The organism is Rhodococcoides navarretei, from assembly GCF_038069675.1.
Lineage (GTDB): Bacteria > Actinomycetota > Actinomycetes > Mycobacteriales > Mycobacteriaceae > Rhodococcoides > Rhodococcoides navarretei.
The window spans coordinates 1,962,545-1,977,788 of record NZ_JBBPCN010000001.1 but is presented as its reverse complement, the minus strand read 5'-3'; the positions used below and the strand labels follow the sequence as shown (position 1 = coordinate 1,977,788).

Below are 15,244 nucleotides of genomic sequence, written 5' to 3'. Positions count from 1 at the left end.
GAAAGGAACAAGCAGAACATGACCGAAAAGAACACCGTGACAACAGAGAAGCCCGATGTATTCGAGACCGTCGAGTCCGGCGTACGCAGCTACAGCCGCCAGTGGCCCGCCGTGTTCTCCACCGCGAAGAACTCGGTGATCACCGACGAGGACGGCAACGACTACCTCGACTTCTTCGGTGGCGCAGGCGCACTCAACTACGGCCACAACAACGACATGATCAAGAGCGCGTTGGTGGACTACATCACCAGCGACGGCATCACGCACGGTCTCGACATGTCGACCGTTGCCAAGCGTGATTTCCTCGAGTCGTTCAAGAAGAACATCCTCGACCCCCGTGGCTTGGACTACAAGGTTCAGTTCCCGGGACCGACGGGCACCAACACCGTCGAGGCCGCACTGAAGTTGGCCCGCAAGGTCACCGGCCGCGAGGCAATCATCAACTTCACCAATGCATTCCATGGCATGACACTCGGCGCGCTGTCGGTCACCGGCAACTCGATGAAGCGAGCTGGCGCCGGAATCCCGTTGGTGCACACCACCCCGATGCCGTACGACAACTACTTCGGCGGCGTCACCGAGGATTTCCAGTGGTTCGAGCGAGTTCTCGACGACTCCGGCAGCGGCTTCAACCGCCCGGCTGCAGTGATCGTGGAGACCATCCAGGGCGAGGGCGGCATCAACGTCGCGCGCCCCGAGTGGCTGCGCGCGCTGGCCGAGCTCTGCTCGCGACGCGAGATCCTGCTGATCGTCGACGACGTCCAGATGGGCTGCGGCCGTACCGGGCAGTTCTTCTCGTTCGAGGAAGCCGGCATCACCCCGGACATCGTCACGCTGTCCAAGTCCATCGGTGGCTACGGCATGCCGTTCGCGCTGACACTGTTCAAGCCCGAGCTCGACGTCTGGTCGCCCGGTGAGCACAACGGCACCTTCCGCGGGTTCAACCCGTCGTTCGTTACGGCCAAGGCAGCCATCGACCACTACTGGTCCGACGATGCCTTCGAGAAGGAAATTCTCGCCAAGGGCGAGCACATCCAGGACCGGTTCATCAAGCTCTGCGCCAAGTTCGACGGCATCTCGACCCGCGGTCGCGGCATGGTCCAGGCCCTGGTGTTCGACGACGCCGAGCTGGCAGGCAAGGTGTCTCAGCTGTGCTACGACGAGCGTCTGCTCGTCGAGACCGCAGGACCGAAGGACGAGGTCGTCAAGCTGCTCCCACCGTTGACCACGACGATGGACGAGCTCGACCGCGGTCTGAATGTCATCGAGAGCGCCGTCGCCAAGGTGCTTTCCTGACGGCCCGTCCGCACCAACCGACATCGAAGGAGGACATCGTATGATCGTTCGCACCACACAGGAGATCACCGGTACCGATCGCGACATCGAGAGCGAAGACGGTAACTGGCGCAGCAAGAGAATCATTCTCGGCGGCGACAAGGTCGGCTTCTCGTTCCACGAGACGACGATCCAGGCCGGCACGGTGAACAACTTCCACTACGCCAACCACGTCGAGGCCGTCTGGCTGATCGAAGGCGAAGGAACGCTCACCGACCGCGAGACCGGAGAGACCTACGAGCTCGGTGCGGGATCGATGTACCTGCTCAACGGACACGAGCGCCACACCGTCGAGCCGCGTACCAAAATGCGTATGCTCTGCGTGTTCAACCCTCCCGTCGTCGGCAACGAGACACACGACGAGAACGGCGTGTACCCCCTCGTAGAGGTACCCGCGTAACAGTTGCACTTCCCTCACGGCCCGTACCGATGCCTCCGCGTCGGTACGGGCCGTGAGTCGTCGATACGGTGCTCGTTCCGTGTTCGATCGCTATCCTGGACGAAGTGAATACATCCACTGTGTCCGCGGCCCTGTACGAGCAACTGACGTCTGTGCTCGACGGCAGAACGGTCACCGTCATCAGCGGTGCGGGGATGTCCACCGATTCGGGGATCCCCGATTACCGCGGGCCACAATCACCACCGCGGAACCCGATGACGTTCCAACAGTTCGTCGGTGACGCCGAATTTCGTCGGCACTACTGGGCCAGAAATCACGTCGGCTGGCGACACATGGACGCAGCGGTGCCCAACGACGGCCACCGAGCACTCGCCCGACTCGAACGGGCAGGCGTCGTCACCGGCATCATCACCCAGAACGTCGACATGCTGCACACCAAGGCGGGCAGCCGGAACGTCATCGACCTGCACGGCGTCTACGCCCGAGTTCGCTGCCTGAACTGCGAGCGACTGATCTCGCGCTTCGAGCTTGCCCGACGGCTCGACAGCGTCAACCCCGGTTTCCTCGAGTCGGTCGCACCAGCGGAAGGCGTCGAGATCGCGCCCGACGCGGACGCGATCATCTCGTCGACCGCGCATTTCCGGATGGTCGACTGCGAACACTGTTCGGGCATACTGAAACCCGACATCGTCTACTTCGGTGAGAGCGTTCCCAAGCCGCGTGTCGCCGAGGCCTACGATCTCGTCGACCGAAGCGACGCGCTACTGGTGCTCGGATCCTCGCTGACCGTGATGTCGGGCCTACGGTTTGTCAGGCACGCGTCCAAGACTTCCAAGCCCATCGCCATCGTCAATCGCGGTACCACCCGCGGTGACGAATTCGCTTCTCTCACAATGCATGCCGGCTGCTCGGAGGTGGCAACCGCACTGGCCGACGACGTCGATCAGGCAGGAACCAGATCGTCCGCGTGAACCACCGGGCGCTGTAGCTCCGCGGCCAACTCCCCCGTCGACCGCCCGAGCATCCCGGCCAGCTCACCCGAGTCGTACGCGACAACCCCGCGGGCGACCAGCGCGCCGACGTGGTCCACGAGCGAGACGACGTCGCCACCGTGGAATGACCCCGTCACCGACGTGATACCAGCGGACAACAACGACCGGCGCCGCTCCACCACCGCACGCACGGCCCCCGCGTCGAGGTGCAGCTCCCCCGCAGCGTCGGCAGCGTGACGAACCCAGAACTTGCGAGCCGACAATCGCGTCGGGCGCGCGGCGAAAGCAGTGCCCACCTCGGAGGTCGTCAGTGCGTGTTCGGCATCGGATGCCGCAGCCAGCAGCACGGGAACGCCGGCATCCGCCGCGAGACGTGCAGCGGACAGCTTGGAGGCCATTCCGCCGGTGCCGAGCGCTCCCCCGGATCCCGCGACGACGCCGTCGAGATCCTCGGGGCTGGTCACCTCCGGGATCAGTGTCGCCTTGCCCTTGCGGGGATCACCGTCGTACAGCCCGTCCACGTCCGAGAGCAGGAACAGTGCGTCCGCGCCGACGAGGTGGGCGACCAGAGCAGCCAGGCGATCGTTGTCGCCGAACCGGATCTCCGCGGTGGCGACGGTGTCGTTCTCGTTGACGATGGCGACCGCACCGAGCGAGCGCAAACGGTCCAACGTGCGTTGGGCGTTGCGATGGTTGGTTCGGCGTGCGATGTCCTCGGCGGTCAGCAGTACCTGCCCCACAGTGCGCCCGTACCGGTCGAACGACGAACTCCACGCATGAACGAGGGCGAGTTGACCGACGCTCGCGGCGGCCTGCTTGGTCGCCAGGTCTCGTGGGCGCTTGGTCAGGCCGAGCGGTGCCATTCCGGCACCGATCGCACCGGACGACACGACCACCACGTCGGTTCCGCTGCGCATCCGAGTCTCGATGGCGTCAGCGAGCAGCTCGAGTCGACCCAGATCCAGACCGGTGTCGAGGCTGGTGAGCGCCGAGGATCCGATCTTGACCACGATGCGCTTGGCATCGGCGATCGTACGACGGGTATCGGTGAGAGCCTTTGCGGGCGAATCGGATTCACGCACCGACACCTCGTCTACTCCTGTTCGGAATCGAGCCCGCGACGTACCTGGCGGGCATGCTTGCGTTCGGATGCACCGATGCGCTCGACCTGATCGAGTCGAGCATCGGTGCCACGTCCTGTCATCGTGATCTCGACACCGGCCGGAGTCTGCGGCTCCCAATCGAACGACACGTCGCCGATGGTGACCGAAGCACCGGGCTGAGCGCCGGCCTTGATGAGTGCGTCCTCGACACCGAGCCGCGCGAGACGGTCGGCGAGGTAACCAACGGCCTCGTCGTTGGTGAACTGCGTCTGGCGTACCCACCGCTCCGGTCGGGTACCGCGAACGATGAAGCCGTCCGGGATATCCGGATCCTTCACGACCTTGAAGCTGTCGTCGTTCTTGGCAACCGGACGCAGCACCTGACGCCGCGGCTCGGGGGCCGGGTGCGCAGTGCGGTAGTCCTCGACGAGCTTCGCGAGTGCGAACGTCAAGGGCTTGAGACCGGCGCGCGTCACCGCGGAGATGGTGAACACGGGCCAGCCACGCGACTCGAATTCGGCGGTGACCATCTCGGCGAGTTCGGCACCCTCGGGAATGTCGGCCTTGTTCAACACCACGATGCGGGGGCGGTCGGCGAGATCGCCGAGGCTAGCATCACCGGACAGTGCGGGCTTGTATGCGGCCAGTTCTGCTTCGAGGGCGTCGACGTCGGAGATCGGATCACGGCCGGGATCCAGTGTGGCGCAGTCGACGACGTGCGCGAGAACGGCACACCGTTCGAGGTGACGCAGGAAGTCGAGACCGAGACCTCGGCCCTGACTCGCTCCTGGGATCAACCCGGGAACGTCGGCGACGGTGAAGGTGGTGTCGCCGCTCGAGACCACTCCGAGGTTGGGCACCAGTGTCGTGAAGGGGTAATCGGCGATCTTCGGCTTCGCTGCGGACAGCACCGAGACCAGCGACGACTTACCGGCCGACGGAAAACCGACGAGACCCACATCGGCGACGGACTTGAGCTCGAGGACGAGTTCGCGTTCGATGCCCTCTTCGCCGAGCAGCGCGAATCCGGGCGCACGCCGAGCCTTCGATGCGAGAGCTGCGTTGCCGAGGCCACCGCGGCCGCCGGGAGCGGCGTCGAAACGTGTTCCCTCGCCGATCATGTCGGCGAGCACGTTGCCCTTCTTGTCGAGCACGACGGTACCGTCGGGAACCTTGAGAATCAGGTCCTCGCCGTTGGCACCCTCCCGGTTGCCACCCATGCCCTGCGTTCCGTTGCCTGCCTTGGCGTGGCTGGAGAAGTGGAAGTCGAGCAGGGTGTGGACGTTGCTGTCGACGACGAAGACGACTCCGCCGCCCTGTCCGCCGTTACCACCGTCCGGGCCACCGAGAGGCTTGAACTTTTCGCGGTGAACCGAAGAGCAGCCGTTGCCACCTTTGCCGGCGCTGACGTGCAGCACCACGCGGTCGATGAATCGTGACATAGCTGTCTTCGATCCTTTCTGGAGAAAAAGCGGGAGAAAAACGCGATAGGGGCGGACCGGTCTCGTGACCCTGGTCCGCCCCTATCGGGAGCTATGAACATACGCAGTCGATGGTGGGCTCGAGCAGATGTCTGCCGTACCGACCATCGTGAGCGCGAGCTGCAGAAGGACTAGGCCTCTACAGCGACCGGAACGATGTTCACGGTCTTGCGTCCGCGCTTGGCACCGAATTCGACTGCGCCCGGGGCCAGTGCGAACAGGGTGTCGTCGCCGCCACGGCCGACGTTGACGCCGGGGTGGAAGTGCGTGCCACGCTGACGAACCAGGATCTCGCCTGCGCCTACGGTCTGGCCGCCGAAACGCTTGACGCCGAGGCGCTGAGCATTCGAGTCGCGACCGTTACGGGAGCTCGATGCGCCCTTCTTGTGTGCCATGTTGCATACCCTCCTCGGGGTGAATCAGCTCGATAGAACGCAGGTCCGGTGAGACCTGGTTACTTGATTCCGGTGACCTTGAGGACAGTGAGCTTCTGCCTGTGTCCCTGACGCTTGTGGTATCCGGTCTTGTTCTTGAACTTGTGGATGCGGATCTTCGGGCCCTTGGTGTGCTCGACGATCTCACCGGCGACGGAGATCTTCGCCAGCTTGTCTGCATCTGTGGTCAGGTCGGATCCGTCTACGACGAGGACCGGAGCAAGCGAGACAGCAGTGCCGGGCGCTCCCTCGATCTTCTCGACCTTGACGAGGTCACCAACAGCGACCTTGTACTGCTTTCCGCCGGTCTTGACGATCGCGTACGTTGCCATCGGAGGGCTACCCCTTGCTTCTTCGAACTTGCTCGCGTTGCGCATGGCAACACGACTGGTCTGGTAAAACGTGTTTGCTTGCTCCCTATCGGCCGGCCGGGATGTCAATCATCTCGGCCCGCTCGAGAACCGTTGTTTCCTACAGGGCCACTACGGCACAGCAGAACGGTGTCACCGGGAGCGACTTATCAAGGTTACGGCAGGGAGACGGCCAGGGTCAAACTGCCCTGTTCTGCTACACATCGATGTCCACCGGAGGACCTGCAGGCCGCGCTGCTGCGCGCCGTCTGCGAGGACGTGCCGCAGGCACCTCCACCGGCTCCACAGGCTGCTCGGCCGCCGCGGTGATCGGTGCTGCCGCTTCGTCGGAGGCCGTCCCCGGCTGGTCGGGTGCGGTGTCCGCCGTGTCTTCCGTGGCAGGAACCACGATGACCATGCCCGCGTCGGGTGCCGAGCCGGTCGGTGCGGCAGCCTTGCGAGCCACCCGCCGTCCCCGTCGGGCCTTCGGTGCCACCGGTTCCGCGACGGGCGACTCGGCAGAAGCCTCGTCGGCCTGCGTCCCACTGGCCTCGTCGGCTGCCGTGACGTTCGTCTCTGCGTCCGCTACCGCGGCAGCCGCCACGTTCACGTCGTCGGCGGAGACCACGGTCACCGCCGCATCGCCGTCGGCAGCGTCCGTCGGTGCCGATGTCTCGACATCGGCGGGGCTGACGTCGGCCACCACATCGTCATGATGCGCCGCCATGGCCAGAGCCACCGGATGCGCCCGCTTGACGGAGGGATCGACCACGGGGTGCTCGGGACCGTCCGAGGTACCGCCCTGAGAATGCGACGCCGCCCGATCGTTGCCGTCGGGCCGATCGTTGCCGTCGGACTTGTTGTCCTTGCCGCGTCGACGCCTGCTGCTCGTTCCCGAGTTGCTCGACTCCGAACGTGACGAGTTGGAGCGACCGCCGTCGTTGTCCGGCTTGGCGTCGATGGGGAACGGATGCACCATGATGCCGCGACCCTGGCAGTGCTCACACGTGGTGGAGAACGCCTCGACAAGCCCGGTGCCGAGCTTCTTGCGGGTCATCTGCACCAGTCCGAGCGAGGTCACCTCGGAGACCTGGTGGCGTGTCCGGTCGCGTCCGAGCGACTCGGTGAGTCGCCGCAGGACCAGATCGCGGTTGGACTCGAGCACCATGTCGATGAAGTCGACGACGATCATGCCGCCGATGTCTCGCAGACGCATCTGGCGAACGACTTCCTCGGCCGCCTCGATGTTGTTGCGGGTGACAGTCTCTTCCAGGTTGCCGCCGGAGCCGGTGAACTTCCCGGTGTTGACGTCCACGACGGTCATCGCCTCGGTGCGATCGATCACCAGCGTTCCACCGGAGGGCAACCAGACCTTGCGATCGAGGGCCTTGGCCAACTGCTCGTCGATGCGGTGCGCGGCGAAGACGTCGACCGAGCTGCCGTCGGCCTCGTAGCGGTGCAGTCGCTCCATCATGTCCGGGGCGACCGTTTCGACGTAAGTGGACGTCGTCGTCCAGGCCTTGTCCCCCTCGATGACGAGCTTGGAGAAATCCTCGTTGAAGAGGTCACGGATGACCTTGACGAGCATGTCGGGCTCTTCGTACAGCGTTTGTGGTTGCACGCCCTTGCCGGTTTCGGCGTTGGCCGAGCGTTCCTCGATGCTGGCCCACTGCGCCTGCAGGCGAGTGACGTCGCGAGCGAGTTCCTCCTCGCTGACGCCCTCGGCCGCGGTGCGGATGATGACGCCCGCCTCGGCAGGCACGATGTCGCGGAGAATTTCCTTGAGCCGCTTGCGCTCGGTATCGGGCAGCTTGCGGCTGATGCCGGTGGAACTGCCACCGGGGACGTAGACGAGGAAGCGGCCCGCGAGCGACAGTTGCGTCGTCAGGCGAGCACCCTTGTGCCCCACCGGGTCCTTGCTGACCTGGACGAGAACTTGGTCGCCGGGCTTGAGAGCCTGCTCGATCTTGCGCGAGTTTCCGCCCAACCCTGCAGCGTCCCAGTTGACCTCGCCCGCGTACAGCACACCGTTACGGCCACGGCCGATGTCGATGAACGCTGCTTCCATGCTGGGCAGCACGTTCTGTACGCGGCCCAGGTAGACGTTGCCGACCATCGACGCGGTGGCACTGCTGGTGACGAAGTGCTCGACGAGCACACCGTCTTCGAGCACTGCAACCTGTGTGGTCAGTGGATGGTCCGGTGTCGCCTTCTCACGGACGACCATGACGCGGTCGACGGATTCGCGGCGCGCCAGGAACTCGGACTCGGTGAGGATCGGCGGACGACGACGGCCGGCGTCGCGCCCGTCGCGGCGGCGCTGACGCTTGGCCTCGAGACGCGTGGAGCCGGTGATTCCCTGAACCTCGTCCCGGGGTGCCCGATTCTTGTTGCGCGGCTCCCGCTCGTGCACGACCGTGTTGGGCGGATCGTCCTCGGACGACGCGCCCTCGGCAGCAGCCTCGGCTCCGGTCTTGCGACGACGACGGCGGCGACGACGACGGCTGGAGCCGTCCCCGTCCGAACCGCCGTTGTCGGAGTCGTCGTAGTTGTCCTGGGCACCCGAATCGGACTCGTCGTCGCCGTCCTCGGCCGAGGAGTCAGCGGTGCGGGTGTCGTCGGAGGAATCTGCCGAGTCGGAGTTCTGCCGGTCCGAGGTACGGCTGCGAGTACGTGATCGACGCGAGCGTCGTCCCGAGTTCGACTGCTGCTCGTCGCCCGCCGAGGACTCGTCCGAGTCGGCGTCCGAGCTGTCGTTCGCGTCCGCGTCGGTCGATTCCGCGTCGGCCGACCCTGCGGTGTCCGTATCGCCGTCGTCGTCGGAGTTCTCGTCGTTCGAATTCTCGTCCGAGGACTGCTCGCCGCGACCACGACCGCGACCACGACGGCCACGCCGACGACGCCGAGGCTGAGACTGGTCGTCGTCGCCGTCGCCCGAGCTCTCGGAAGCAGCCGACTCGTCGGACTCCGACGGCGCGGACTCGACGACGGGGACGGCAGCGATCTCGGACGTACCGGACTCTGCAGGCGCGGACGTCGATTCACCGGTGTCGGTATCGGTGGTGCTGTCGGTGTTCGCGACCTCGTCCTTGGGCGCTGCCTTCCGGCTACGGCGGCGGCGAGCGGGGGGCTCGGTCGGTGACTCCGCAGCCTCGGGTGCGGGGGCTTCGGCTGCGGCGGGCTGGAGAAAGAGCGGGGTGGCGAACGTGGTCGCCGTGGGCTGGTCGGTCGTTGCCGCTGGTGGAGCGACCTCCGACTCCGGTGCGGACGCGCTGGTGAACAGCTGCGGCTCGGACCACGGGGCCTCGACCGGCGGCACCTCTGCAGACGGGGTGGCGGTCGGCTCCGGCTGCTCGGCAGTCGACGGATCGACCGTCGGTGCCGCGGGCGCGTTGACCGAATCGCGCACGGACTCCGCGACGTCGCGGCTCAGGCTCGACTGCGCACTGCGCGCTTCGATGCCGAGTTCACCGAGGGTGACGAGCAACTGTTTGCTGGTGACGCCGAGAATTTTGGCCAGCGCATGCACGCGCAGCCTGGTCGGCAGTTCGATGGTGTCGGGTTGCGCCGACGACACCGAGTCCGTGTCCGCGGACGACACGGTGCCGTCGGGCTCCGGACCTCCTGCGTTCGCGTTCTGTACATCTTCGGGCGGGCTTTGATCGGCCACGTAGTCTCCTCGGGCCCCCGGGCGCGTCCATCCGACTTCGGGTGTGACGCGGCCACGCGAGGGCAATCCTTGTGTACTCACGTCGGGTTGGACGTCAGCTGTTCGGTCTCGCTCCGCACCCGAGTCGACGACCGTTTCGTAGTTTTCGGTGGTCGACGACAACGTGTGCAGTGCCTGGCTGGATGGTGGTGTACCGGCGATCCGAGCGCCTGATCATCAAGCAAGAACCCGAACGAGCCTGTCTCTCGTTCGAGCATCTGCGATGACGGGCAGCGGATAGACGACAGTCATCCGATCGAATCCACGACACCGGCCTAGCGAACTTCGGTGAAGCCTGGGCTTCGGGTGGAGCGTGAACTGTTACCTACTGGTGCAGTGGAGTCGATCTCCGTCGAGTATCCCACACGCTGTGGTGCGTACTCGCCACGCCGCACCGATCGGGTTCCGAGCGGGTGCGGCGTGGCTGCGCGAACATTTGTTTCGTGTCTGAGGCGGAGCAGTCAGGCCAGGCCGGGAAACCAGAGTGCGATCTCGCGCTCGGCCGATTCCACGGAATCCGATCCGTGCACCAGGTTCTGCTGACCGTCGAGGGCGAGGTCACCGCGAATGGTTCCGGGAACCGCCTTGGCCACGGGGTCGGTGCCGCCGGCGATCTGGCGGAAGGCCGCGATGGCGCGGGGGCCTTCCAGTACTGCGGCCACCACCGGTCCGGAGGTGATGAACTCGAGGAGATCGGGGAAGAACGGCTTGCTCTCGTGCTCTGCGTAGTGAGCCGAGGCCAATTCACGGGAGACGGTCTTGAGTTCGAGTGCGACGATGCTCAGACCTTTCTTCTCCACGCGGCCGAGGATCTCTCCTACGTATCGCCGGGCAACTCCGTCGGGCTTGATCAGTACAAGGGTGCGGTCGGTCACGTCGACGACAGTAATGGAACAACACGCAGCGGCGCGCGCCGCATCTCCGAAACCGACAGGTTGTCCTGTCAGTCGCGCTGCCCCGGCAGCATTCCGCGTCGGATCCGTTCGGTGATGTCACGCCGCAGGTACAGCAGATACAGCCAGACCGCAATGAAGATCAAGCCGACGATGCCGATGGACAGATGGAACACCGTTCCGAGCAGAACGAACACCTGCAGAATCAGATTGAACTTCATCGCCCAGGGCTCACCCTGCTTGCCCGCGCCTGCGATCATCGCAACCGCGAGCAGGACGATGTAGATGGTGGAAAACCACGTTGCCCCGCCGCCCACGACGGCGACCACAGGCAGCGAGAGCAGAACCACGATGGCTTCGAGCACCAACGTTCCTGCACAGACACCGCGGAACCCCTTCCACGGATCGTTGGTCGGAGGTCTGAACTCTGTCTCGCTCACGCGGGATCCTTTCCGAACAAGGTGCGCGCCGCGCCGACGGTCACCACGGATCCGGTGACCACGACTCCGGCACCGGACACGGCCTCGCCCGGCTCGGCGACTTCCTCGGCCAACCCGATCGCCGTCTCCAGTGCATCGGGCAGCGTCGACGCCACGACGACGCGTTCGTCGCCGAACTTGGCCACCGCGATGTCGGCCAACGCGTCCACGTCCATCGCCCGAGACGACCCGTTGTGGGTGACGACGATGTCGTCGAACACCGGTTCCAGTGCGTCGAGGATGGCTCCGACGTCCTTGTCGGCCATGACGCTGACGACGCCGACGAGTTTGCGGAAGTCGAACTCATCGGTGAGTGCGGCCGCAAGCGCCGCTGCCCCGTGCGGGTTGTGCGCGGCATCGAGGAACACGGTGGGAGCGTTGCGGACCCGCTCGAGCCGACCGGGGTTGACGATCGTGGCGAATGCACCGCGCACGGTGTCCTGATCGAGTTGGCGATCCGGCCCGGCGCCGAAGAACGCCTCGACCGCCGCCAATGCGAGCGAGGCGTTGCGCGCCTGATGCTCGCCGTGCAGCGGAAGGAAGACGTCGGTGTAGACCCCACCGAGCCCCTGCAGCTCCAGTTGCTGACCGCCAACGGCGATCTGCCTGCCGAGCACGGCGAATTCCGATCCGGCCCGCGCCACAGCAGCATCCGCCTGTACTGCTGCCCGTAGCAGTACCTCCGACACCTCGGGCTTCTGCTCGGCCAGAATCGCGACGGTGTCGCGTGGCACGAGCGATTCCGGTGCCTTCTTGATGATCCCGGCCTTCTCCCCGGCGATTCCGGCGAGATCGTCGCCGAGGAACTCGACGTGATCGAGGCCGATCGGGGTGATGACGGCAACCTCGCCGTCGACGACGTTGGTGGCGTCCCAACGCCCGCCGAGTCCGACCTCGATGACGGCAACCTCGACCGGGGCCTCGGCGAACGCGGCGAACGCCATGGCCGTGACCACCTCGAACTTGCTCATTCGGGGTCCGCCGGCAGCCTCGGACTGCGCGTCGATCATGTCCACGAACGGTGCGATCTCGTTGTAGGTGTCGACGTAGAGCCGCGGCGAGACGGGGTGCCCGTCGATGCTGATCCGCTCGGTCGCCATCTGCAGGTGTGGGCTGGTGGTGCGGCCCGTGCGGCGATGGAAAGCGGTGAGGAGTGCGTCGATCATGCGGGTCACCGAGGTCTTGCCGTTGGTGCCGGCGACATGAATCGACGGGTACGCCTTCTGCGGCGAGCCGAGCAGATCCATCAGCGCCGAGATCCGAGCCGTCGACGGCTCGATCTTCGTTTCGGGCCAACGCTTGTCGAGCTCGGCCTCCACGAGTGCGAGCTCGGCCAGATCGACCGGACTCGGCGGCGGTACCGGCAGGGCGGCGTCCGGTTCTGTCACTTAGGTTCCCATCGATTCGAGCCGCGCCGAGATGCGTGCGATCTCTTCGGTCGCGATCGTCCGGCGTGTTCTGATCTTGTCCACCACTGCATCCGGTGCCTTCGCGAGAAACGCTTCGTTGCCGAGCTTGCCGTTGGTCTGCGCCAGTTCTTTCTCCGCAGCGGCGAGATCCTTCACCAGTCGTGCCCGTTCGGCGACGAGGTCGACGGTGCCCGAGGTGTCGAGTTCGACGACCACGGTGGCCTTGCTCAGGCGTACCTCCACCGAGGCGGTGGCAGCGAAGTCCTCGGCGGGCTCGGTCAGTCGAGCAAGCGAGGTCACCGCTGAGATCTGCCCGTCCAGATCGGCTTCGGAGACTCCCACGATGCGGGCCGCCACCTTCTGGGAAGGCTTGAGTCCTTGATCGCTGCGGAACCGGCGAACCTCGGTGATGAGCCGCTGCATGTCCTCGATACGTTGCGCCGCAACAGGATCCGAAGACTCCGAGGCAGGGGTTGGCCACTCCGCGATCACCAGGGACTCGCCACCGGTGAGTACCTTCCACAGCGTTTCGGTGACGAACGGAATCACCGGGTGCAGCAGGCGAAGCAGGGCGTCGAGGACGTTACCGAGAACTCCGCGCGTGGTGGCGGCGACGGCGTCGTCGGCGAACTGCACCTTGGCGATCTCGAGGTACCAGTCGCAGACCTCGTCCCAGGCGAAGTGGTAGAGCGCCTCGCACGCTTTGCTGAACTCGTAACGATCGAACGCTGCGTCCACCTCTGCCCGAACCTGGTCGAGCCGGTCGAGGATCCAACGGTCGGCGTCGGTCAGCTCGACGCGCGAGGGCAGATCTGCCGGTGCCGCTCCGTTCATCAGAGCGAATTTGGTGGCGTTGAACAATTTGTTGGCGAAGTTGCGCGAGGACTGCGCGTGATCCTCGCCGACGGACATGTCGGCACCCGGATTGGCACCGCGCGCGAGCGTGAAGCGCAGCGCATCGGCACCGAACCGATCGACCCAGTCGAGAGGATCGATTCCGTTGCCCCGCGACTTCGACATCTTCTTGCCGAACTGGTCGCGAATCAGGCCGTGCAGGAACACATCACGGAACGGAACCTGCGGCCCCTGCTTGCCTGCGGTGATCGCGTCGTCGGCTCCGACGTAGGTGCCGAACATCATCATCCGTGCGACCCAGAAGAAGAGGATGTCGTATCCGGTGACGAGAACGCCGGTGGGATAGAACTTCTCGAGATCGGCGGTGGCGTCGGGCCACCCCATCGTCGAGAAGGGCCACAGCCCGGACGAGAACCAGGTGTCGAGGACGTCGGGGTCCTGCTCCCAGCCCTCGGGTGCGGTCTCCCCCGGTCCGAGGCAGACGGTCTCGCCGTCGGGCCCGTACCAGATCGGAATCCGATGGCCCCACCACAGCTGGCGCGAGATGCACCAGTCGTGCATGTTGTCCACCCAGGCGAACCAACGCGGTTCCTGACTCTTGGGGTGAATCACTGTGTCGCCGTTGCGGACTGCGTCGCCGGCCGCCTTCGCCAGCGTGTCGACCTTGACCCACCACTGCAGCGACAGGCGCGGCTCGATCGGCTCACCGCTGCGCTCGGAGTGGCCGACACTGTGCAGGTAGGGGCGCTTTTCGGCAACGACGCGGCCCTGCTCGGCCAGTGCTTCACGCACCTTCACGCGCGCCTCGAAACGGTCCATCCCGTCGAATTGCGTTCCGGTATCGGCGATCCGCCCGGCCTTGTCCATGATCGAGGGCATCGGCAACGAGTGCCGCACGCCCATCTCGAAGTCGTTGGGATCGTGAGCCGGGGTGATCTTCACTGCGCCGGTACCGAATTCGGGGTCGACGTAGTCGTCGGCGATGATCGGGATCCGTCGTCCGGTGAACGGGTGCTCGAGGGTGGTACCGACGAGCGCCTTGTACCGCTCGTCGTCGGGGTGAACGGCAACCGCGGTGTCGCCGAGCATCGTTTCGACTCGAGTGGTGGCAACGATGACGTGTGGCTCGGAATCGTCGAGCGACCCGTAGCGCAAGGACACGAGTTCGCCCTCGACGTCCTCGAACTTGACCTCGATGTCGGAGATGGCGGTCTGCAGTACCGGCGACCAGTTGACGAGTCGCTCGGCGCGGTAGATCAAACCGTCGTCGAACATCCGCTTGAACATGGTCTGCACCGCCTCGGACAAGCCGTCGTCCATGGTGAAACGCTCGCGGCTCCAGTCGACACCGTCGCCGATGCGTCGCATCTGGCCACCGATGGTGCCACCGGATTCACGCTTCCAGTCCCAGACCTTGTCGATGAACAGCTCGCGGCCGAACTCTTCCTTGGTCTTGCCGTCGGCGGCGAGCTGCTTCTCCACGACGGTCTGCGTGGCGATACCGGCATGGTCCATACCCGGCAACCACAGCACCTCGTACCCGAGCATCCGCTTGCGCCGGCTCAGCGCATCCATCAACGTGTGATCGAGAGCATGGCCCATGTGCAGGCTGCCCGTGACGTTGGGCGGTGGCAGCACGATGGAGTACGGCGGCTTGCCGCTGGTGGCGTCGGCTTCGAAGTATCCGGCGTCGACCCAGGACCGGTACAGCTCCGCCTCGACCGCACTGGGATCCCAGCTCTTGGGCAGGTCGATCGAATCGGCGGGGTTCTCTGAGTGCTCTGGCGCTGAACTGGTCACCGGT

At 65.4% G+C, this 15,244-nt stretch carries 12 protein-coding genes; 3 read left to right on the top strand and 9 right to left on the bottom strand.

What is annotated here, in order from left to right; translation table 11 throughout:
- The first annotated feature begins 18 nt into the window (after window positions 1-18).
- The 3 genes from ectB to AABD04_RS09510 all read left to right on the top strand — a co-directional run bounded on the left by ectB (window position 19) and on the right by AABD04_RS09510 (window position 2,706).
- Window positions 19-1,296: a diaminobutyrate--2-oxoglutarate transaminase gene (ectB, locus tag AABD04_RS09520; protein WP_341442995.1), complete on the top strand. Its 1,278-nt coding sequence runs from the start codon at window positions 19-21 to the stop codon at window positions 1,294-1,296.
- A 40-nt stretch (window positions 1,297-1,336) separates the two neighbouring features.
- Window positions 1,337-1,735, top strand: a complete 399-nt coding sequence (locus AABD04_RS09515) for an ectoine synthase (protein WP_243594051.1) — start codon at window positions 1,337-1,339, stop codon at window positions 1,733-1,735.
- Window positions 1,736-1,839: 104 nt separating this feature from the next.
- Complete coding sequence (locus tag AABD04_RS09510; protein WP_423228127.1) at window positions 1,840-2,706, top strand: Sir2 family NAD-dependent protein deacetylase; 867 nt, start codon at window positions 1,840-1,842, stop codon at window positions 2,704-2,706.
- Here the strand turns inward: AABD04_RS09510 and proB are convergent.
- The 9 genes from proB to AABD04_RS09465 form a co-directional block, all read right to left on the bottom strand.
- A complete protein-coding gene (gene proB / locus AABD04_RS09505; protein ID WP_423228221.1) occupies window positions 2,679-3,758 on the bottom strand; it encodes a glutamate 5-kinase in 1,080 nt (359 codons plus the stop codon). The genes AABD04_RS09510 and proB overlap by 28 nt on opposite strands.
- Window positions 3,759-3,820: 62 nt before the next feature.
- Entirely contained in the window at window positions 3,821-5,272 is a 1,452-nt protein-coding gene (gene obgE, locus AABD04_RS09500; RefSeq protein WP_243594053.1) for a GTPase ObgE, read from the bottom strand.
- A gap of 170 nt (window positions 5,273-5,442) precedes the next feature.
- A complete protein-coding gene (rpmA, locus tag AABD04_RS09495) occupies window positions 5,443-5,706 on the bottom strand; it encodes a 50S ribosomal protein L27 (RefSeq protein ID WP_032379202.1) in 264 nt (87 codons plus the stop codon).
- A 59-nt stretch (window positions 5,707-5,765) separates the two neighbouring features.
- On the bottom strand, window positions 5,766-6,077 hold the full coding sequence (rplU, locus tag AABD04_RS09490) for a 50S ribosomal protein L21 (protein WP_032394581.1): 312 nt from the start codon (window positions 6,075-6,077) through the stop codon (window positions 5,766-5,768).
- A 235-nt stretch (window positions 6,078-6,312) separates the two neighbouring features.
- Complete coding sequence (locus tag AABD04_RS09485; protein ID WP_341441009.1) at window positions 6,313-9,765, bottom strand: translation initiation factor IF-2 N-terminal domain-containing protein; 3,453 nt, start codon at window positions 9,763-9,765, stop codon at window positions 6,313-6,315.
- Between the two features lie 500 nt (window positions 9,766-10,265).
- Window positions 10,266-10,679: a nucleoside-diphosphate kinase gene (gene ndk / locus AABD04_RS09480; RefSeq protein ID WP_032379203.1), complete on the bottom strand. Its 414-nt coding sequence runs from the start codon at window positions 10,677-10,679 to the stop codon at window positions 10,266-10,268.
- Between the two features lie 68 nt (window positions 10,680-10,747).
- Window positions 10,748-11,137 (bottom strand): DUF4233 domain-containing protein, encoded by a 390-nt coding sequence (locus AABD04_RS09475; protein ID WP_243594056.1) that lies wholly within the window; start codon window positions 11,135-11,137, stop codon window positions 10,748-10,750.
- Entirely contained in the window at window positions 11,134-12,564 is a 1,431-nt protein-coding gene (folC, locus tag AABD04_RS09470; RefSeq protein WP_341441008.1) for a bifunctional tetrahydrofolate synthase/dihydrofolate synthase, read from the bottom strand. Before folC ends, AABD04_RS09475 begins: the two co-directional genes overlap by 4 nt.
- Window positions 12,565-15,240 carry a valine--tRNA ligase gene (locus AABD04_RS09465; protein WP_243594058.1) on the bottom strand — a complete coding sequence of 892 codons (2,676 nt, stop codon included), beginning with the start codon at window positions 15,238-15,240 and terminating at the stop codon, window positions 12,565-12,567. It abuts the gene before it with no gap.
- Between the last annotated feature and the right edge of the window lie 4 nt (window positions 15,241-15,244).